The sequence below is a fragment of the Empedobacter falsenii genome (genome assembly GCF_019308355.1).
GTDB lineage: Bacteria > Bacteroidota > Bacteroidia > Flavobacteriales > Weeksellaceae > Empedobacter > Empedobacter falsenii_B.
In genome coordinates, this window is sequence record NZ_JAAGKM010000014.1 from 1 (window position 1) to 22106 (window position 22106).

The window sequence follows — 22106 nt, forward strand, 5'->3', positions numbered from 1 at the left end:
GACACAACCAATTCACAATTGGGGAATTATTTTGAATCAATTTTTAACTATATTTGAAAAAAGGATTCAACTGTAAAAACAGTCAAACCCATCTTATTTCTATTTACACAAAATTGTGGATAGTGTCTTTTCTGTATCCGAGTTGTATCCATCTTTCACCTTACTTCTTATTATAAAAATCAATTTGTCGTTGAATTGTTTTTTCGGTTTGAATAATGTCTAATATTAAAATTTTGATAGTTTCTTTTTTGTTCTTTTCTGTTTCATAAAAGTTGGAGTATAAGAAATTCATGAAAAATTCTGTTTTGTTCTTTAATATGTCTTTTTGTTCTTCAATATTAGACAAAGAAGTGATTTTATCATAATTTATCAAGTCTATTTTGGAAGTTGAAACTGATTTCCAAGCGCTTGTTTTAATCTGAGGAATAAACACACCTTTACATTTCATTGTGACACCCAAAATGTTAACACTTTTGTTATCAGCATAGTATTCAAGCGAATCAACATAAGAATTTTGCAATGGAATATTGTATTTTATTTCTTCCGTTGTTTCATTCAATTCACTTTTTATCGTTGAAAAAACTTGATTAATATACACTTGGTCTTTTCTATTTGTGTTCCAATTGTCAATAAACAGTGCAATCAAAATACCTACGGTTACAGGAATAATTTCTTTGATAAATTGAATTGAATAATTTTCTAATGCTTTCTTCATTAAATTTAGTTCTTGTTAATTTATATTGATGTGTTAAATCAAACAAATATCTCATATTCATCGGAATGCACCATAACTATTTTTATATTTTTTGATAAATAGTGGCGAAATTTAAAGGTTAACAATTAAGTTGATATTTTTGAGATTTGTATTAAGTTTAATTTGCTCTGTTTTGTTCCTCGAAATTCACTTTTTTGTTGTTTTCTTTCACTTTGTTATTTCCAAAATTGTATGTTAAACTAAGTTTGAAACCTCGGTAATCATTGTATTGATTAAACTCCGAACGATAATCGCCATTATACGAATACCCTTTGTTTTTAATCGTTTTGAATACATCATTTACCACAAAATTAGCTTGTAATTTTTTATCGAAAAACGAAGCTTTAATGCCTGGCGAAAATTCCAATTGATCTTGCAGTTTTATGTTGGCATACGTGAACGGAAGCGAATGCCAGAAGTTTAGCATCAAAAACCACGTTTTATTCTCATTTAATGTAATAGTGTTGTAAAAGGTATATGACATCGAATAAACTTTCAGTTTTTCCAATTCAGAAATGGTCGGTTTTGTGATTGTATAAGATGCATTTGCATTGATTGAGGTTTCCCAAATTTTGAAAAATGTGTTGTAATATCCAATATTGAATCCCGTTCTGTTTTGGTCATAACTATTTTCTATTACATTGCTGTAAATTCCGTCCGAAAAACGTGCAATATTCGATGTGTTATTTTGGCTAAATTGATTGTAAAGTCCAAATGTAAATTTTCCTTTGTACGAATAATTTAGTTCAATATTATCATTAAATGATGGTTGTAATTTAGGATTTCCTGTGTAATACATATACGGATTCGTGTACCAACGGAATGGATTTAAAGATTGAAAATTGGGACGATTTATTCTTTTGGAATAATTGATACTGAACGAATGATTTGTAGTTGGTTTGTAACTGATATAAGCTGTAGGAAATAATTTTCCGTAGTTCTTTTTCAGACTGCTGTTTTCGTCATTTGGTGTAAAACCTTCTAGCGAAGTGTATTCGTATCGTAAACCAGCTTTTGCTGACCATTTTTGATTGAAATCTTTTTGAAAGCTAACATAAGCCGCATAATTGTGTTCTTTGTAATGAAAAATATTGCTATTCGATGGGTTCAAAACAAAATCTGCTTCATCAAATTCATAGTATTCCACATTCGATTTGTTATCCAATAGTGTATATTTTGCTCCAGTTTCTATGTTCAGCCATTTGTAAGGAAGCGTAAGATCTGATTGTACCGAATAAATCGCATATTTCATTTTACTATTATTTCGAACAATAGCATTATGCTGATTCGTGTTGTTAAAAGTATTTAAATTGTTGATTTTATTAGGACTATCGTTCAAGTAATTCGCTGTAAAACTTAGTTTTTTACCAATGCTGTCCAATTTTATGTCATAATAAGTATTCAAAGTATGTGTTGGTGTTGTCCAACGTTGTTTTTGAAGGGTTACTAATGTAGAATCTATAATAGAATTTGTTTCATAATGGCTTAGTCCATCCGTCTTCATATTATAATGCTGATTGGAATAGTCGTAAATAAGACCGATGTTTTGTTTCTCATTTATTTTATAATCAAGGCTGTAGTTTAACCCAAAACCATCGGGCGTATCTTTTCTTGTTTCCGAGTTGTAGACACTGTTAGTTTTGCTTAAAAGATCTCGAGCTCCAACGGCTTTATAAGCCATATCAAATTGCCTTAATTTCAACGAAGTGCTTAATTTTTTCGATTGATAATTAAGCGTTCCGCCCGTTCTGAAGCCACTGTAAGAATTTTTTTGATAAGAAGAATTTACACTCCCGCTCCAGCCAATATTAGGATTTTTCTTTAGAATAATATTAATAATTCCACTATTTCCTTGTGCTTCATATTTTGAAGGAGGAGTTGTAATGATTTCAATTTTCGCAATATCATCAGAACGAAGCGATTGTAGATAATTAGTAAGTTCGCTTCCTGATAAATTAAGCATTCTGTCATTCACCATAACCGAAACATTACCTTTTCCTACAATAGAAATATTATCATTCAGTACATTCACCATTGGTGTGTTTCGTAAAGCGTCCAAAGCAGACATTCCTTGCGAAGCAATAGAATTTTCGATATTGTAAACCAGACGATCAACTTTCTGTTCAATTAGTTTCTTTTTTGCTGTAACCGTTGCACCTTCTAAAGTTGTAGCATCTTGAATTTTGATAAGTCCTAAGTCTTTATCTTGCTTAATTTCTATTTCTTCCGAATAAAATTCTACGCCAAACTGTTCTATTTTAAACGAATAATTTCCAGCATCTATTTTCATAGAGAATAATCCCAGACTATCTGTATATGTTTGATTGATAAGTAAACTATCGTTTTTAAAAAGAAGAATATCAGCAAATTCAAGTGCTTTATCATGTTGATTGATCACTTTTCCATTTATCGAAAATTGTTGTCCAAAAACTGATGAACAAAAGCTAAAGACAATCAAATAGCAGCTAATCAAAATAAGATTTTTCATATGTTGTATTTATTTATAACAAAGAAAAAGTATAGAAGAAAGAAAAAATTGTAAAAATCGTGCAGCTTAATGTTGCGCATAAATCCAAGCCAATTGTTCTTGTTGAATGCTTGTTTTATTTCTTAATTGATTGGGTGATTGTCCCGTAATTTCTTTAAAATCGCGGATAAAATGAGATTGATCGGTGTAATTATTTTGGTAAGCGATATGCGTAAGTTTTTCTTTTTCGAAATGGAGAATAGAATCTAGCGCTTTTCTAAATCGAACTGTTTTCAAAAAAGTTTTTGGACTTTGCCCAATTTGATTCATAAACAGGCGATACAAGGTCGATTCATTCACCGAAAGTTGTTTGGCTAAAGAGCCAACTTTTAAATCATCTGTTTGTTGAATAAGGTATAAGATTTCTTTAGTTTTAGTATTTAAATAATCTTGATTTAAGCTTTTCAATAATATATGTTCGAGCATTGAAATTCTTTTCAACGAATTCTTTTCCTCAAATAATTGTTCTGTAAAATCTGTTGCAAATTTTGGGAAAATCATTTCGAAAACTTCATCACTTTTAATTAATTCATCGTACGAAATATTTGTAAATAAGCGTAACGCAGCTGGATGAAAAATGATGCAAACTTCATCTAAAGAAGCATCAATGCTTACATTAAGATTAGATTCGTGAAATCCTGATAAATAACTTTTGTATGTAGCATTTCCTTTTAAGGTAAAAAGATGTTTGTTTGTTTTATTCTGTTCGAGAATGATTTTATTCTGTTTGTAAATGGCAAGACACAAATTGGTGTTAGGGAAAGTTGAATAGTCAATCTTTTCATCTTTTTTAGATTTGAAAAGGATGAAATACTGAACGATATTTTTTAATTCAGGATGATGAGGTTGTATAATTTCGGTTTTCATAAACGTACACGTAATAAAATCAATTTTAGCGAATAACACGTTGATAGCGTGTTCTATTCTATAGACGCTTTTGTTTGATGTATGTTACCTGTAAGTTCGAATTATTTTAATATTATGCTTGAGGAATTAAAAATTATATGCAAATCCTGCATTTCCATATATGTTATACATTTTGAATGAAATGGCTTCGAAATTCTTTTTGAAAACCTGTTTGTGAGCCATTGTTACATCAAAAAATAAACTGAAATGATTCTTTAATTTATATTCAGTTCCTAGTTGGCTTCCAAATTGAAAAGGACTTAAATAATCAGAAAAATCGTACAAACCTTTTGCTGTGTTTTCAAATGTTGTAGGTTCACCGATTGGACTTCCTTCTCTAAAAACACCATCGTAAATATATCCTGAAAAAGATTTATCAATCAAGGCAGAAAAGTAAAATCCGCCATATAAATTCCATTTTGTAGACGCGTTCCATACCAATAGAACCGGCATAGAGACATAAGCATTATCCATTTCGGTAATGACATGTCCTGTAAAAAAGCCTTTGGTTTGTGCTCCAGTATCGTTTTGTATTTGTGTGTAATAGTTCTTTACTTTCGCTTGTGTTTTCATTCCACGACCTTCTACGTTTAATCCGACACGAACACCTAATTCACGTTTATCGTTGAGCCACTTTGTTGCATTTATACCTATTCCTAATTGCAAAGTAGGGTTATAGCTTTCAATTCATTCTTTTATCAGAATTAGAAGACGAAGCTCGATTTTTATCACTATTCAATAAATTAATTTAGAATAAATAAAAATAAATTAAAAAATTCGTTTACATTTGTCTTATTAATTATTAGACTAATTCTAAATAATAAAATTAAGGACAAATGAAGAGGCGCTTTTTTCTACTAAGCTTACTTACAACACTAATTCTACAGGCTCAAGAAATTAATTCGTTTCCAAAAGATTCGACGATTAATTTGGAACAAACCGTGATTTCTGGGCAATATAATGCGCAATCGGTCAAGAAATCTATTTACGAAGTAAAAGTGATTTCGCAAGAAATGATCGAGAGACAAGCAGGAAACACATTGGCAGATGTTTTAAATCAAACATTGAATATGAATATTATTCCGAGTTCTTCTACAGGAAAATCGACGGTGCAAATGTTTGGTTTGGATGCACAATATTTCAAAATTTTGGTGGACAATATTCCATTAGTTAACGACGAAGGTTTAGGGAATAATACCGATTTAACGCAGATTAACTTAGATGATATTCAACAAATAGAAATCGTAGAAGGTGCGATGGGAGTGGAATATGGAGCAAATTCTATTGCGGGAGTAATCAATATTATTACTAAAAAAGGAGGGAAGAATAAATTTGATATTTCTGCGACTTTGCAAGAGGAAACAATTGGAGATGAATACAATTGGAAAAATAAAGGAAGACATATACAATCCTTGAAAATCGGGCATAAATTTTCAGACAAAATCTACGCTAATTTAAGTTTTTCACGTAATGATTTTCAAGGATTTTTTGATGATAAAAAAGGAAAGAATTATCCTAATAATGACGGATTGAGAGGATACGAATGGTTGCCAAAAGAACAAAATGCAGCAAAGGCATTTGTTCAATATAAAAAAGACAATTATCGTTTGTTTTATAAATTCGAATATTTCAACGAAGAAACTAAGTATTACGATCCCAATCCAACTCTTGCACCGAATGCGCCAACTGCGACGGTAGATTATTTTGGAAAAGATAGAGTGTACACAACAGATCGTATTTACAATCACTTAAATGCTTCAGGACGATTTAGAAAAGCAATTAATTATGATGTTTCGTTTTCGTATCAAGAACAAAAAAGAAAATTGAAATCGTATAATTATGAAATTCTTGAAGGTGTTGAACATGATGTAAACAAATTCGAATATGAAAGTCGAAAAGTGTATTATTCGAAAGGGATGTTCAGCAATTTTATCAATAAAAATGATTATTTCGATTTTCAATTTGGTTATGAAATCGATCAAACAAAAGGTTTTGCTTCAACTTCGGCAGGAGAATTTTTCCAAAAACCTATAGAAAGAAAATTAGGAACGTATGATTTTTTTGCTTCTTCTGAAATTAATCTAAATGATAAACTTTCGTTTCGTCCAGGCGCTCGCGTGATGTTTTCGGAGCAATTTGATAAGCAGTATGTGATGAGTTTGAGTGCGAAATATCTATTTGGAAAACAATGGGAATTGCGCGCGATTGTTGGTACTTCACCACGTTTGCCAAATTATGAGGAAATGTATTCGTATTTCGTAGACGTCAATCATAATGTGCAAGGAAACGAAAATCTGAATCCAGAAAAAGGAGTTTCTGCTTTTGTTCACTTAAAAAAGAATTGGTATATCGGAGAAAATAATTCATTAGAGCAAAAAGTATCGTTGTGGAAAATTAATCTGAAAGATAAGATTGATTTGATTGTTGTCGAAGAATCTCCATTGAAATATCAATATCGTAATATTGATAATTACGATGTACAAGGTATTACGTATTTGAATCAATTCAAAGTCCATCAATTTTCGGGAGGAGTTGGTTTTACGTTGACAGGCATCAAGCAAGATATTGATGAAGCAGTTGCTGTAAATTCAGTTAAAAATAAATATTTCTATTCAACGCAAATCAATGCAAATGTTTCGTACACTTTGCCAAAAACCAATACAATTTTCTCACTTTTCTATAAATACAATGGAGCTCAAGAGCAATTTGTCTTGAAAAATAATCCGTCAAATACAAGTGAACAAATTTTAGTAAAAGGTAAACAAGAAGCTTTTAACTGGATAGATGCGTCAATAAGACAAAGTTTTTGGAACAAAAAACTTAGTTTAACAATTGGTGCAAGAAATCTTTTTGATGTAAAGTATTTGAACAGTTCATCTGGAAATGATGGTGCGCATAGCCAAGGTTCTACAAGTATTTTGTATGGATATGGACGTTCGTATTTTGCTAAACTTACCTTCAATTTAGGAATTAATTAATCAAAAAATCATGAAAAAAATATTTATATATATCCTATTGTTTAGTCTTTCTTTTTTGTGGTCATGTAATGATGAAAACAATCCAATTGGACAAGATTTTGTTGTTGCTTTTAAGGATGCAAGCATCGATTTTAGTAAGATTGATAATGAGAAAACAATAAATCTAATTTATTCTAAAGTTGCAGAACAAGATGGACAAATTCATATTAAAATAACCGAAGATAAAGCTACTTATAATGTTGATTATTCAACTTCTGTTGCAGTTACAAATCAAGAAATTATTATACCAATCAAAAAAGGTGAAACGTCAACAAGTTTTACGTTTAAGAATTTGATTTATCCATTTGATCGTTCTGATAAAACGATTCAGTTTGAAATTACAAAAATTGATTATCCATCAGCGATTATTCAAGGATATTCGTCAACAAAAATCTCTTTCGAAAATTCGATTGGAGGAACAATGGATGTGGAAATTGGCGGACCAAATGAGCAATATCAAGTTTATGTAGACTTAAGTAAAGGAACGCAAACAAAGGTAAAAAGAGATTCTTGGGATTTAGGGTTTTATAATGGAACAAATTTCCGCGTGATGTTAAATACTTCTATTTATATGGCGGTAAAAGCGTTGGACGAAACCGATTTGTCGAAAGTAACAAAAGCATCGGTTGGGAAATTAATCAACGAAGTTGCGGTAGGTACATTTACAGATTCGAACAAAGAATATGTTGACGATCCTGCTGGAGATATTTTGAAAACAGCGATTGGGGAAATTAAAGAGTCGGATAATCCAGTTTATTTACTGAATTTGGGTTACGAAGTGGGAACTTCAACGCCTGCGGTTGGTTCGGCAGCTGTTGCTGGAAATTCGCGCGGTTGGAAAAAAGTGAAATTCATCAAAAAAGACGAGCAATATGTGATGCAATATGCCGATTTGGATGATACGACTTACAAAGAAAAAGTAATTGCAAAAACGACAACGTACAATTTTGTTCACTTCAGTTTTACGACGAATGATCTTGTAAATGTTGAACCTTCAAAATTAGAATGGGATTTAAACTTTACAGTTTTTACTAATCTTATTACAGGAAATGGTTCGTATGGATATTCGGATTATGTGGTCAATAATTTGAAAGCGGGTGCAAAAGCCTATCGTGTAGATGTAACCAATGAAATTACCTACGAAAAATTTAATGAAACGATGATTGATGAAACAAAATTTTTAGACGATCAGCGTGCAATTGGTGATTCTTGGCGACAAGTTACTGCTCCTCAAAAATTATTCTCTGATCGATTTTATATCATCAAAGATGCAGAAAATAATTATTACAAAATTAAGATGTTAGCTTTTCTGAATGCTTCTGGTGTGAGAGGTTATCCAAAATTTGAATATAAACTTATCAAATAAATTTATCATAAACATACTCATTATTAGTGGTTAGAATGCGTCAATCCGAGTCATACGGGTCAGAGTGTAATCTCTCGGATTGACTGTTCTAATTCTGATTAACAATTAAAAAATTATTATATCATGAAAAACAAATTTACACTTTTAGCATTAATCATTCTAACATCTGTTGTAATAAATGCTCAAACCATAAAAGGCGAAGTTACTATGGGTGCTGGTTATACAAATGATGTTTATTACGGATTGGCAGACCAATCGACGAATTCTGTAAATAGAAACGATTGGGATATTTCATTTTATCGAAAATCGAATATGTCTACAGGAATTAGAGTAAACGATGGCGCAGGGATAGAAGTTTACGAAGCGTCGAATGATGTCTCAAAATGGAATAGTATTGATGTTGCTAATTTATCTACGTGGACAGCTTTGTACAATTCGGACACAGATTGGCAAGAAGGTGCTTTCAATAATGGTTCTGCGACATACGGTTGGGGAGAATATAGTATTGCAAATCATTATGTAAATGGTTCGATCATTTTTGTCTTGAAATATGCAACAGGAGAATATGTGAAATTGAAAATAGATAATTTTGCAGCTCTGTTAGGCGAATATAATTTTACGTATTCTAAATTGGTAAATGGAACGTGGTCTGCTGATACAAAAGTTACATTAGCTCATAAGACAAATCCAAACAATTTGTTTAATTACTATAGTTTATTGACTGATAAAGCAGTTACACCAGAGCCAGACCAAAGTAAATGGGATCTAAAATTTACAAAATACATTACGCCTCTTACAACAAATGATGGTGATGTTGTGATGTATTCTGTAACAGGAGTTTTACAAAGTGATGTAATAAAAGTTGCTAAAACAGAATCTGAAAATCCTGCTGATGATACGGCTTATGTAGCAGATATTAATGCAGTTGGGTATAATTGGAAAACCTTATCGGGTTGGTCTTATTTTGTGAATCCTACTAATCATTTTATCAAAAATACATCTACAAATCAGATTTATAAATTGGTTTTCAAAACGTTTGAAGGATCTTCTACAGGAAAAATAACATTCGATTACGAAAATGTAACAGCTAATTTAGGAACAACAGAATTAGCCAAAACGAAGTTTGATATTTATACCGCTTCTCAACCGAAAACAATTGGTTTGGTGTACAATTCGCAAGAAGCGAAATCGTCTCCATTAAATATTCAAATTTATGCGATAAATGGACAATTGGTGCATCAGGAAAGCTATCAACCAACTTCATCATTTACAAATAAAACAATACAATTAAGTAAACTTTCGGCTGGAATTTACATCGTAAAAATACAATCTGCCGATAAAGTTGAAACGAAAAAAATAGTTTTGAAATAAAGTTTTGAGTACTTTATTTGTCTCTTTGTGTGAGGTCGTCTGGAAAGACGACCTTTTTTATTAGAGTTGGATGTATATAACTTCGTAGGCATTCTTCCAAAGCAAGTCTGTTTATCCTTACCCGAGTCCTCGGTTTATTACAAACAAGTCTGTTTTTAATTGTTTGTACATTGATAATTATAAAATCAACCTTTACTTTTTGCTTTGTGAATATCTTATGATAGATAAGCTACTGTTTATACAAAGCATACCTATATAGAAAAAGGAAAATAATAAAAAACCCGATTAACATCTTCTATTAATCGGGTAAAATTTAGTGTGAAATATAAGATTTGGTTAGATTCTTCTTAATTCAATTCAGCAACAATTTCGCGCCATTGCTCCAATTCAGGAATACCTGGTTTTCTTTTCCCAAAGAATTGAACAATAATTTCTCCTTTATCGTTAAATACCTCAATCGCTGTTACGATACCGTCTTCAGTAGGTTTTCTAACAATCCAAGTCGAGGCAATTTTTGACATATCCAAGTGCATATTAAAATCTGGATCCAAAATATTGAACCAGTTTTCGTGCCACATCGTACGTTTAATTTCACCTGTATGAATCTGAATATTTCCTTTGTTTCCTGTGAAAACCATGATTGGTGTTTGCAATTCGGCAGATTTTTCTAAGAATTGAACAATTGCTTCATTTGAAATTTGTTTTGCATGATAATCTGTTGGAGCCAAACGCAATGCTTGTGTACGTGTAACGCCGAATTTGCGCAACATCATAAAGAAATTATGCGTGTCTTTCAACTCAACCCAAGCTTGTTGAAAACCTTCAACATCAATTTCGTTATCAGGATTTTCTGTAACTTTATTTTCGATGATTTCTGTTGTAGGAATTGTTTGTTGGTCTTCGTTTTTGTATTTCTCAACCAATGCATCAAACGCTTCTACATTACTTTGCGGAACTAAATATATTTTGTGAATTGCTTCGCCATCTTTTCCGAAAAATTGTAAACTTTTGCGTTCTCCATGTTCAGATTTCTCTACAACTGCAAAAGCGGTTTTCCAGTGATTCAAGAAAATTCGCATATCAATATCTTCCCCAACAAAAAGTTGTGCGTGAGGTGAAGAAAAATCAGGATTTAGGTAAATACCTTTGCGTTCGTGTACACATTCGTTGTTGCGCGTCAAAGCCATCACTTTTCCAAGTGATTCTATTTCTTGTAAAATCGCAGCAAATTCAGGTTTTAATTTTGTGACATTATCGCCTAATTGTGTTGCTAAAAGTTCCATTTCGCTAACGCTAAGTTCTTTCGCTGCGTTACGTATTCTAATTTTAGGTTGATTTGCTTTCAAATCTTTCCATTGTTGTTTTAAATCTGTAAGTGTGTTCATTGTAATTGTTTTTTTACCGAATAAAATAAGTGGTTTTTGGTCGATTGGATTTTTACAAATGGTACAAGGAAATCTATAAATTTTGGAAATGATTTCTGGTTGGAAAACCTTTTCTGGACTATCTTGATAAACAATTTTTCCTTTGTTCATTAAGATCACTTCATCAGCAAACTGAGAAGCCAAATTAAGGTCGTGCATCACCAAAATTACTAGGTTTCCTTTTTGTTTAAAATCATTTAGAATTTCTAACAAATTAAATTGATGAGAAACGTCCAAATTATTCAAAGGTTCGTCTAATAATAGTAGTTTTTGATTGACTTCATTTTCCAATTGCACAAAAACGCGCGCCAAATGTACACGCTGTTTTTCGCCACCAGAAAGATGAATGTAATCCCTGTCTTTTAAATGATTGATATCGGTTTTGGTCATCCAATAATCAACTGAATTGATGTCTTGTTGTTGAGGTGAATTTTGGAAATATGGATAACGTCCCATCAATACAACTTCCTTCACTGTAAGCGGAATATCAGTTGGTTGATGTTGCGAAAACTTTGCTTTATGTTGCGGTAAATCTTCTTTTTTCCAATTTTTTAAGGCAATATCTTTTAGTCGAATTAGGTTAGCATTTGGTTCAATTTCATTTGCGATATAGCTTAGTAAAGATGACTTTCCTGCACCATTAGGTCCAACGATTGCAATCATTTTTCCTGCTTTTGCATCAAACGAAATCGTATCTAAAATCTTGAATGATTTGTGTTGATAATTAATATTTTCTACCGCTAACATTACAACGATTTTTTATAATTCATTAAAATTGAAATAAAAACTGGCGCGCCCATTAACGAAGTTAAAATACCGATTGGAATTTCGGATGGAGCAACCAATGTTCGACTGATTGTATCTGCAACAATGACTAAAATTGCACCTAAAAATGCAGATAAAGGAAGAATGATAACATAATTCGATTTGAAGATTAAACGTAAAATATACGGAACGATTAATCCTACAAATCCGATTGTTCCTGTAAAAGAAACAATTGTACCAACCAATAAAGCTGAAAAAACGATGATTTGTTTTTTTGTTTTCTCGACATTAATTCCCAAATGTTCAGCATCTTTTTCGCCCAACATCATCGCGTTTAATATTTTTCCTTTTCCAATTAAAAAGTAAAAACTGATGCTAATAACAATTCCTAAAATTAAGATTTTGTCCCAGTTAGCACTTGCAATGCTACCTAATGTCCAAAATGTTAGATTGCGTAATTCTTCTTCTGTAGATAGATATGTTAAAAGTCCTGTTGCAGAACCGCAAAGCGCAGAAATTGCAACACCAGCCAATAACAAAATGGTGATATTTGTTTTTTGATGATGCGAAGAAATTTTATACACAAAAACTGTGGAACACATAGCGCCGACAAATGCCATCAAACTAAGCAATGAGTAATGGATAATTTCTGGAACAAAATCTTTGATATATCCTCCCAAAACAATCGTAATTGCAGCAAATAAAATACTTCCTGATGTAATCCCAATCAAGTCTGGAGATGCCAATGGATTTTTGAAAATACCTTGTAGACAAGTTCCTGCAACTGCCAAACCAGCACCTACCAAAATAGACATAATAATACGTGGTAATCGTAAATCGAAAAGCACATAATAATCGCTGTCGTTGATAGCAGTTCTATTGGTAATCGCTTTATTGATGATGGATAGGATGGATTCGTTAAATTGATAAACACCCAAGAATAATGCAAGAATTGCAAGACCAAAGATGCTTAAACTTAACAAAGAAAGATGTATTCTGATTTGCGGATACATATTGTTTTAGACTTTTTTATTTTTGAAGTAATTGATTTAATTGCGCTGCTGCTTGCCCGACACGTGGTCCAAATCCAGAAACCAATTGACCATCCATCGCGATGATTTTTTTGTTTTTTCCTGCATTTGTAGAAGCTACACCTTCTAATTTTAATACGCCGTCAACGCCACCAATACTTTCTAAGCCTTTGTCAAACATCAAAATATAATCAGGATTTGATTTTACAACTGCTTCTGGTGTTAATGGTTTGAAATCTTCAAATTCTGTAATGGCATTTTGTCCACCAGCAATTCCAATAATTTTTTCCATTGGTGTGTTTGTTCCAGCAACCATCAAATTTCCTGCTCCACGAGCGTAAATGAACAATACTTTTGGTTTTGTAGCCAAAGGTTTTACAGCTTTTAAATCTGTATCAATTTTAGTAGTAATAGCATCAAAATCTTGTTTATTTAGAGAAGTTGCAACCGTTTTTACTAACTCTTTCGTTCCTTCAACTGAATAATCTTGTTTTACAATTTCAGTCTGAATTCCAGCATTTTTTAGTTGTGCAATTTGTTCTGGATTCAAGTCTTTATCCGTTGCATATACTTTTGTTGGTTTCAAAGCCAATAAAGCCTCGATTGACAAAGAACGAGTATGTCCCAAATCTGTCGCTTTTTCCTTTACAGAAGTAGGGTAAGTACTTGTTACATCAACACCAACAAGGTTATTTTCTTCTCCTAAATCAGCTAAAATTTCAGTAATCGCTCCATTTAAAGAAACAATTTTTTCTTTCGAAATAGTATTCTCTGTTTTTACTTCTTCAGTCGATTCATTTTTTGCTTCTTTATTCGTGCAGCTTGCTAATAGCGCTAAGATTGCAGTAGAAATAAATAGTTTTTTCATTATTATTTGTATTAAGTCTAAATTAAAATACAAATATTAGGAAAAAGATTTAGTTAGGCAATATTTATTTAGAATAATTTAAAATAAATATTGTGATTATAGATAACTGATTAATTGATAATGATTTTATTTGAAGGTTTGTTGCTAACAAAAAAAAGAATGTGATGTTGAAACGAGTTCAACATGGCGATGATTTGTTTTAAATAAATGAATATTTCCTCTCTTGAAAGGTGATAAGTGGAGCGTAAACAATAATTATTAAAGTACCTAAACTTTTAAAATTCCTCTAAAACAACGAGCTGCATAATAAGATTGTGCGCCGTTGTGATAAATAAAAACAGTTCCGTAACGATAATCGCCAAATATAGCACCGCCTAATTCTCTAATTTTTTCAGGTGTTTTTAACCAACTTGAGGTTTTTTGATCGACAATTTCTACAGCTTGCAAGAAACGATATTCTTCTTCGGTCAATAATTCAATTTTCATGCTTTTTGCAACATCTATCGCATTATTTTTTGGTTGATGTTCTTTGCGAGACGTCTGTCCTTCGTAATCATACGCCAAACTTCTACGCTCTTTCGGACTTTCTGCCGAACAATCTACAATATAATACTCGTCTGTTTTATCCTCATAAAAAATAACATCAGGTTCACCACCAGTGATTTCCATTTGATGCAAAGACCAAATTTTTTCAGGTTGATTAATGATTTTCTCTTCAATTTTTAGCCAATCCAAATCTTGATGTCTGTGCATATTTTTCTCAAAACGCTCTTTCAAAATTTGAATGCAGTTATTTTGTTCTGACGGAGTTAGTTCTTTTTGAGGCATTTATTTATTTTTTGATTTTTCTTGTAATATTTGAATGGCACCACTAGCCGAATTAAGAGATAATTGAACGTAAATATTATCTCCTTTCGCACTTCTAATGGCATAAACTCTTACAGGTTCGTTCCAATAATCAATAGAACCTTCTTCGCCTAAAGTTTTATCATTATTGTTAAGATAGTCAGTTTGTTCATTTGTCAACTTTCCATTAAAAATTAAAACACCACCAAGTTTTTTTATATTATCATCAAAGTTTTGAGTAATTTCTTCAACAGACCAATCTTTTGTATCATTATCTTTTTTGCTTAAAAATGCTTTAAAAGTTTTACCAGTTAATTTGACAAAATCATTTTTCTTACCAATAGGGAAATAGATTTCACCAGTTTCATTTTCTAATGGAGAGTTAGTAAATTTCACATTTTCAGGAATTCCAATATGTGGAAATTCTCCAAATTCACTGAAGTTTACATTAGAAACTGGAATGTTTTCTATATTAAATGAATCAGAATTATGATCTGTTTCATTTTTGACTTGTTTATTCGTATTTGTAATTTCTTCTTTTTTTGAACATGAAAAAATAGAACATAAACTTATTGTAAGAATAAATGTTAGAGTTTTGGTAGCTTTCATTTTAAGTGATTTTATTATTATCAAATATATTCAAAAAACAGATGATTTTGGTAATTCATTTATCAAGAATAGGTTAATGAAAAATGATTAATCTGAAAATTATATATATCATCTTCCAAATTGTATAATCTTTTGAAATGAAGTTGTACGAAATTTGTAACATAAGATTTTGTAAATTTAAGTGGATTAAATCGCTCAATTTCGAAGAATATATTATGGAAAATACAAGTAAATTATTTATAAAAAATATGGTTTGTCATCGCTGTAAAGTAGTGGTTGGACGAATTTTGAAGATGAATAACATCGAAACAAATCATATCGAATTGGGAGAAGTTGAATTGAAAAATCCGATTGATGCTGATCAATTAGAATTGGTTCGAAATGAATTGGAAGAAGTTGGTTTTGAATTAATCGATGATAAACGCAGTAAGTTGATTGAACAAATCAAAACATTGATTATTCAATTGGTTCATCAAGAAAATAACGAACTGAAAGTCAATTTATCTGATTATTTGAGCGAACAAACGAAGTTAGATTATAAATATATTTCGAATCTTTTTTCGGAAATGGAAGGGCAAACAATTGAGAAATATTTTATTCAACAAAAGATAGAAAAAGTCAAAGAATTAATGATTTATGATGAATTATCGTTGAGTGAAATAGCATTTCAATTGAATTATTCGAGTGTAGCACATCTTAGTGCACAATTCAAAAAAGTAACTGGTTTAACGCCTTCTGTTTTTAAACAATTGAGCAAACATACGCGTCGACCAATTGATAAAATCTAAATTAAAAATCATGAAAAAGTATAGTTTTTTAATCATCGGAAGTTTTCTTGCTTTTGCTGCAAATGCACAATTTAAAAATCAAGAAACCAAACAATTTCAAGTGAAAGGAAGTTGTGCAAATGCAAAAGAATTAATTGAAAAAGCAGGAAATCAACCTCGAATTTCGAAAGTAGATTTTGACACAACGACTCAAACAGCTTCGATTTCATATAATAAAGCAAAAACAAATTCGAACGAAATCTTGAAAAATATTGCGCTAGCAGGTTTTGATAACTCAGAGTATATGGCGCCTGATGAAGCTTATGCAAAATTGGAAAAAGATTGTCAATATTCTCGGGATAAAAAAATGTTGATGAACCATCAAGAAATGGATCATTCTACTCATAATCAAACTGAAGCTTCTCAACAAAAAAATCAATTGTCACAAGTTTTTGATATTTACTTTTCGTTGAAAGATGCTTTTGTAAAAGCAAATGAAAGTGAAATTTCGAAACAAATTACAGCATTTACTAAATCAATTTCTACTGTAGAAATGGGTAAACTTTCGCATGAATTGCATATGGTTTGGATGGAAGTTTTGAATGATTTAGAAACAACTTCGAAGCAATTATCGCAAGAAAAAAATATTGAAAAACAACGTACAACTTTTGCAAAATTATCAGCGCGAATGTACAAATTAGCTCAAAAAACAAATCTTGGATATACAGTTTATTATCAAAATTGTCCAATGTTTAACGGCGGTTCGAATTGGTTGAGTAAAGAATCAGCTATTAAAAATCCTTTCTACGGAAATATGATGTTGACATGCGGAAGCACAGTTGAAACATTGAAATAATAATTAAAAAATAGAATGAAAATGAAGAATTTAAAGATAGTTTTAGGTGTTTCAATATTAAGTGTTTTTGCATTAATATCTTGTCAAAATAAAACAGAAGAACCAACAGTTACTGTTCATGAAGAACAGATGTCAGATATGATGCAACCTTCGCAAACAACGGCTTACAATGTTGGAGATAAGGTTCCGAATAAGCAAGTTTGTATGGTGAACAATGCATATATGGGCAAAGATCAGTTCGAAGTTCCTTATGATGGAAAAACCTATTATGGATGTTGTAAGATGTGTGTAGAAAGAATTCCGAATGATGAAACTGCGCGTAAAGCAAAAGATCCTTTTACAGGAAAAGAGATTGATAAAGCAAATGCGTATATCGTTTTGAAAGATCAGCAAGGAAATGTTGATTATTTCGAAAACGAGGAGAATTATAAGAAGTTTAGTCAGTTATAATAAATCATTCACATGAGGAAATTACTTTGTTTGCTTTTTATTCCGTCGGCGATTGCTTTGCATGCGCAAAAACGTGTGGAATACGATTTATATGTACGTGATACCATTGTTAATTTTTCTGGAAAAGAGAAAAGAGCAATCTCAGTAAATGGTCAAATTCCGATGCCTACTTTAGAGTTTACGGAAGGCGATACAGCGGTAATTCGAGTACATAATAAATTGAATGAAGATACTTCGTTGCATTGGCACGGCGTGTGGTTGCCGAATAAGGAAGATGGAGTTCCGATGTTGACGCAGATGGGAATCAAACCTGGTGAAACGTACACGTATTCATTTCCGATTATTCAGAACGGAACGCATTGGTACCACAGTCATTCGGGGTATCAAGAACAAATCGGGATGTACGGTTCGATGATTTTGAAGAAACGCGAAAACGATCCAACTTTCCGAAAAGGAATTGATGATTTACCTACAATTCCTGTGATGTTGAGCGAATGGACAGATCTTAATCCAAAAAATATTCAACGAATGTTGCACAATGCAAACGATTGGGCGGGAATCAAAAAAGGTTCTACGCAAAGTTATGCTGAAGCAATTCGTGAAGGTCATTTCAAAACAAAAATTACCAACGAATGGAAACGTATGCTGGCAATGGATGTAAGCGATGTTTATTACGAAAAATTCTTGATAAATGCGCAGAATGAAAGTCAACTGAAACAATTCAAAGCTGGTGATAAAGTACGTTTACGAATTTCGAACGGTGGTGCATCCACTTATTTTTGGTTGCGTTATGCAGGTGGCAAAATTACGGTTGTAGCAAATGATGGAAATGACGTAGAACCTTTAGAAGTTGATCGTTTGATTATTGGCGTTTCCGAAACGTACGATATCGTAGTTACGGTTCCTGAAGGTGGTTTGTCGTATGAATTTCAGGCTACTTCTGAGGATAGAACGGGTTCGGCTTCGTTGTTCATTGGTGAAGGAAAGAAACAATTGATGGAACCACTTCCGAAATTGAAGTATTTTGAAGGAATGAAGATGATGAACGACATGATGAATATGAACGGAACAATGAACGATATGGGAATGAAAATGAGCTTACAGCAAATGGACATGAACACCGTGATGTATCCTGAAATTTCTGGCGAAGCGAAAAAGAAATCCAAAAAATCAAAGAAAGATTCTGTTGAAAATCATTCAGAAATGGTTGAAATGGATCATTCTTCGCATGGAAATACATCCTCAAACATTACCACTTTAAATTATGGAATGCTGAAAGCGCCTGAAAACACAACACTTCCGAAAGATGCTCCAATAAAAGAAATGCGTTTCGAATTAACAGGAAATATGAATCGTTATGTGTGGAGTATGGATAACAAAGTGTTTTCGGAATCGGATAAAATTCCAGTCAAAAAAGGCGAAATTCTGCGTATTACCTTATACAACAATTCGATGATGCGTCATCCGATGCATTTACATGGTTTCGATTTCCGTGTCATCAATAAAAATGGTGAATATTCTCCGCTGAAAAATGTATTGGATATTATGCCGATGGAAACAAATGTGATCGAATTTGATGCGAATACAGAAGGAGATTGGTTTTTTCATTGCCATATTTTGTATCACATGATGGGCGGAATGAACCGCGTTTTTGAAGTTGGAGATTATCAAAATCCAAATTTACCAAACAAAAAACATGCGTATAAAATGTTGCAAATGGAAAGTAATATGAAGCATGTAATGGCAGAAAATGATTTTGCAACAAATGGTTTAGATGGTATGTTGATGGTGCAAGATGCGCGTTGGGCATTGACTTCGGAATGGAGTATAGGTTACAAACCAGAACACGGTTATGAAGTGGAAACACATTTGGGACGTTTTATAGATCGAAATCAATGGTTTCAGGTTTTTGTAGGTTTTGATTGGAATCAACACAAAATTTTAACAAAACATGGAATTGTAGAAAAGAATATTTTTGGTCAAAAAACAGATAGAAACAAAGGATTATTCAGTGCTGGTTTTGTGTATAAATTACCAATGTTAATTGATTTTCAGACCGAAATTTATCAAACAGGAAAAGTTCGTTTGCAACTGATGAGAGAGGATATTCCAATTTCAAAACGAGTTCGCGCTGGTTTTATGTGGAATACAGATAAAGAATATATGGGCGAGTTGAGCTATATCTTGAACAGAAATATGCACATCAGAACTCATTACGATAGCGATATGGGATTCGGTGTAGGATTGAGGTTAGTTTATTAGAAATATAAATAGTATAAAACATAAAAAGCTTCGAGAATTTTCTTGAAGCTTTTTGTTTTTAGATGATGTTGAATGATTAATCCATCGCTTTCAGTTCATTTAAGAAATCAACAATATCTTGTCCAGAATAATCCGCCATTCCCATTGTTGTATGTGCAATATTTCCTTTCTTGTCTAAAATAACTGTTGTTGGTAACGAACCATTAAAAAACTCAGTAGGAATAGATGAATTTGGATAAACTACAGGCAACGATAAATTTTTACGTTCCATAAATTTTGCTACTTTATCACGTTTTCCTTCTACTTCAACCGTCAAAATAACGATTTCGTTATCATCTTTTACTTTATCATAAAGTTTTTGAATTGATGGCATTTCCGCGATACAAGGCGGACACCAAGTTGCCCAAAAATTCATGAAAACAACTTTACCTTTCAAATCTTCCATATTGACAGATTTTCCATCAGCATACACCATTTCGAACGTATAATTCGCTTCAGATTTTGGTTGAGTTGTTGGTTCAACTTTTTCTAATTTCGGTTCAAATAAGCCTAATTTCATTAAACCTTGTTGCATCATTGCTTTTGCTTCTGGCACAAAAAGTAAGACCAAAGCCAGCGCTCCTATGATAATTGTTGAATAATTTCTTTTTAACATTGCTATAAATTTGTTATTGTTTGTTCCCATTGTAATCCGCTTATATCGGTTAAAACTACTTTGTGAATTTTGTCTGAAATATCAAAATTCAGATTTGCTTTTGCACCCAAAGGTAACACCAAACTGTGTTTGTGCGGTGTAACTTTTGCTACATAATAATTCGAAATTTGTTGTTTGTCTAAATTTGATAACTCTTTCATATCCAAACTTTCAATTATTTCATTTTGATGATTATGAAAATCGATTTGAATCAAAAAAGAGCCATAAACATCCGCGCCTTCTATTCGCATTACATCAAATGAAACCTTGTTTTGATGTTGTTTTAAATTCGTGATTTCTACTTTTGGTTTGACAGATTTATTGAGCAAAGTCCCGTAAACTCCACCATGAAAAACCTGATTTGTAAACAAAGTAACGAATAAAATAAAAAAACTAAAACCTACAAAATGAGGTCTATATTTTTGGAATGAAATTGAATTCCAATTATTTTCTTGTTGAATAAATTGATTTTTATTGAAAAAATAATCCAATGAAATTTTGCCCGAACCAGCCTGAAATAGTGTAAAGCCTCCAGCTAATCCTAAAACGCCAATTTGCCATTCGTCCAAACAAGTTGTACCGATCCAGCCCGAACCAAGTAAAATTCCCATTGCCAAAAAGAAAACAGCAATACTCAAGATTCGTGTTTTGTAACCAAGCATTAAGAGTAAGCCAACAACGCCTTCTACAATGGTGAAAATCCACATATTCCAAAGCAACGCTTCAGGATTTTCGACTAAATATTGAATAAGTGGTTTGATGAAAAGGGCATTTGGTAAAAAATGATTGAATTTTTCGCCAATATAACCCGCAGCTTCTGGATCAAGTTTATTTTCTAAAATTAAACGCCTCCAAAAGGCAGAAAAGTACGTCCAACCAATGACTAAACGTAACGCCAATACAGCATTACCCATTGATAAAACAGATTTATTTTGCATGAATTTTTTGTATAAATTACCTAAATGTGCATTTTTAGTTTTGTAGTCTAAAACCGTCAATTCGAGTGAAATTCTGCAAGAATTTTGTATCGAGAATAAGGTTTTAGAAGATAAAATTCATCATAATTCTCGATACAATTTTTCTTTTTTTTATTTCGAAAAATCACTCGAATTGACGAATTTTAATTCAATAATGTACAAATAAGTATAAGTGATTGAATATTGTTGTCTAAATTAATTGTGAAAAATTAAGGCATCAACGAATACTTCAATTGCTTATACAACAGATAAAAAGGGATTTTTGGTGATTGAATTTCATTCGAATCAATATCTTCTTCAATTAATGAAGAACGTGCTAATCCAATGAAATGAATCGATGAATCTGGTAAATCAAAATTCGGAACATCAAGATTCTTTGTTGATTTTTTAATCGTTTCAAACTTAACAACAGAACATGAATTCGAATGATTTTGATTGATTTTGACTTGAGAAGTTTTTGTTTGATGAACATTTTCTACGTCCAAAATCGTATGAATAGAAGCTTTGATGCTACATGGCGTAAGTAGCACAAAAATCGAAGAGATGATTAAAACGAAACTTCTAAAATTCATGAAACGAAACTAATCATTAATTTTCAATAAAAACCAATTCACAA

General features: G+C 31.9%; 19 protein-coding genes and 1 pseudogene. 7 read left to right on the plus strand and 13 right to left on the minus strand.

Annotated elements, in window-relative coordinates; genetic code table 11:
* Positions 1-160: 160 nt before the first annotated feature.
* The 4 genes from G0Q09_RS07385 to G0Q09_RS07400 all read right to left on the minus strand — a co-directional run bounded on the left by G0Q09_RS07385 (position 161) and on the right by G0Q09_RS07400 (position 4874).
* Positions 161-715, minus strand: a complete 555-nt coding sequence (locus G0Q09_RS07385; protein ID WP_219034422.1) for a hypothetical protein — start codon at positions 713-715, stop codon at positions 161-163.
* Between the two features lie 157 nt (positions 716-872).
* Positions 873-3242: a TonB-dependent receptor domain-containing protein gene (locus tag G0Q09_RS07390; RefSeq protein ID WP_219034423.1), complete on the minus strand. Its 2370-nt coding sequence runs from the start codon at positions 3240-3242 to the stop codon at positions 873-875.
* Positions 3243-3308: 66 nt separating this feature from the next.
* On the minus strand, positions 3309-4148 hold the full coding sequence (locus G0Q09_RS07395) for an AraC family transcriptional regulator (RefSeq protein WP_219034424.1): 840 nt from the start codon (positions 4146-4148) through the stop codon (positions 3309-3311).
* Between the two features lie 126 nt (positions 4149-4274).
* Positions 4275-4874: an outer membrane beta-barrel protein gene (locus G0Q09_RS07400; protein WP_371875733.1), complete on the minus strand. Its 600-nt coding sequence runs from the start codon at positions 4872-4874 to the stop codon at positions 4275-4277.
* 149 nt (positions 4875-5023) lie between these two features.
* Between G0Q09_RS07400 and G0Q09_RS07405 the strand changes: the two genes are divergently transcribed.
* From G0Q09_RS07405 to G0Q09_RS07415, 3 genes are all read left to right on the plus strand, one after another.
* Positions 5024-7165 (plus strand): TonB-dependent receptor plug domain-containing protein, encoded by a 2142-nt coding sequence (locus G0Q09_RS07405; protein WP_219034425.1) that lies wholly within the window; start codon positions 5024-5026, stop codon positions 7163-7165.
* A 10-nt stretch (positions 7166-7175) separates the two neighbouring features.
* Positions 7176-8570: an HmuY family protein gene (locus G0Q09_RS07410; RefSeq protein ID WP_219034426.1), complete on the plus strand. Its 1395-nt coding sequence runs from the start codon at positions 7176-7178 to the stop codon at positions 8568-8570.
* A 123-nt stretch (positions 8571-8693) separates the two neighbouring features.
* Complete coding sequence (locus G0Q09_RS07415; protein ID WP_219034427.1) at positions 8694-9941, plus strand: T9SS type A sorting domain-containing protein; 1248 nt, start codon at positions 8694-8696, stop codon at positions 9939-9941.
* Positions 9942-10288: 347 nt separating this feature from the next.
* Here the strand turns inward: G0Q09_RS07415 and G0Q09_RS07420 are convergent, their stop codons facing one another.
* The 6 genes and pseudogenes from G0Q09_RS07420 to G0Q09_RS07445 form a co-directional block, all read right to left on the minus strand.
* Positions 10289-11326, minus strand: a complete 1038-nt coding sequence (locus G0Q09_RS07420; protein WP_219034456.1) for a hemin-degrading factor — start codon at positions 11324-11326, stop codon at positions 10289-10291.
* A gap of 81 nt (positions 11327-11407) precedes the next feature.
* Positions 11408-12112 (minus strand): annotated as a pseudogene (locus G0Q09_RS07425) (heme ABC transporter ATP-binding protein); the annotation flags it as partial.
* Positions 12112-13143 carry a FecCD family ABC transporter permease gene (locus G0Q09_RS07430; RefSeq protein ID WP_219034428.1) on the minus strand — a complete coding sequence of 344 codons (1032 nt, stop codon included), beginning with the start codon at positions 13141-13143 and terminating at the stop codon, positions 12112-12114. The gene G0Q09_RS07430 and the pseudogene G0Q09_RS07425, both read right to left, overlap by 1 nt.
* 16 nt (positions 13144-13159) lie before the next feature.
* Complete coding sequence (locus tag G0Q09_RS07435; protein ID WP_219034429.1) at positions 13160-14029, minus strand: heme/hemin ABC transporter substrate-binding protein; 870 nt, start codon at positions 14027-14029, stop codon at positions 13160-13162.
* A gap of 267 nt (positions 14030-14296) precedes the next feature.
* Positions 14297-14857, minus strand: a complete 561-nt coding sequence (locus G0Q09_RS07440; protein WP_219034430.1) for a DUF4256 domain-containing protein — start codon at positions 14855-14857, stop codon at positions 14297-14299.
* Positions 14858-15484, minus strand: a complete 627-nt coding sequence (locus G0Q09_RS07445; RefSeq protein WP_219034431.1) for a hypothetical protein — start codon at positions 15482-15484, stop codon at positions 14858-14860. It lies immediately after the preceding gene.
* A 215-nt stretch (positions 15485-15699) separates the two neighbouring features.
* Here G0Q09_RS07445 and G0Q09_RS07450 point away from each other — a divergent pair, with 215 nt between their 5' ends.
* Genes G0Q09_RS07450 through G0Q09_RS07465 form a run of 4 tightly spaced genes read left to right on the plus strand, consistent with a single transcriptional unit; the run spans position 15700 to position 19819 of the window.
* On the plus strand, positions 15700-16272 hold the full coding sequence (locus tag G0Q09_RS07450) for a helix-turn-helix domain-containing protein (RefSeq protein WP_180906139.1): 573 nt from the start codon (positions 15700-15702) through the stop codon (positions 16270-16272).
* Positions 16273-16282: 10 nt separating this feature from the next.
* Positions 16283-17107 (plus strand): DUF3347 domain-containing protein, encoded by an 825-nt coding sequence (locus G0Q09_RS07455; RefSeq protein WP_219034432.1) that lies wholly within the window; start codon positions 16283-16285, stop codon positions 17105-17107.
* A gap of 21 nt (positions 17108-17128) precedes the next feature.
* Positions 17129-17557, plus strand: coding sequence for a hypothetical protein (locus tag G0Q09_RS07460; protein ID WP_371875732.1), 429 nt, complete (start codon positions 17129-17131; stop codon positions 17555-17557).
* A gap of 12 nt (positions 17558-17569) precedes the next feature.
* The gene (locus tag G0Q09_RS07465; protein ID WP_219034434.1) at positions 17570-19819 is read left to right on the plus strand and encodes a multicopper oxidase domain-containing protein; all 2250 of its coding nucleotides are present in this window, start codon (positions 17570-17572) and stop codon (positions 19817-19819) included.
* 76 nt (positions 19820-19895) lie between these two features.
* Here G0Q09_RS07465 and G0Q09_RS07470 read toward each other — a convergent pair whose 3' ends face one another.
* From G0Q09_RS07470 to G0Q09_RS07480, 3 genes are all read right to left on the minus strand, one after another.
* Positions 19896-20474, minus strand: coding sequence for a TlpA family protein disulfide reductase (locus tag G0Q09_RS07470; RefSeq protein WP_257468110.1), 579 nt, complete (start codon positions 20472-20474; stop codon positions 19896-19898).
* Positions 20475-20476: 2 nt separating this feature from the next.
* The gene (locus G0Q09_RS07475; protein ID WP_219034457.1) at positions 20477-21427 is read right to left on the minus strand and encodes a TQO small subunit DoxD; all 951 of its coding nucleotides are present in this window, start codon (positions 21425-21427) and stop codon (positions 20477-20479) included.
* A gap of 272 nt (positions 21428-21699) precedes the next feature.
* On the minus strand, positions 21700-22062 hold the full coding sequence (locus tag G0Q09_RS07480) for a hypothetical protein (RefSeq protein WP_219034436.1): 363 nt from the start codon (positions 22060-22062) through the stop codon (positions 21700-21702).
* Positions 22063-22106: the final 44 nt, after the last annotated feature.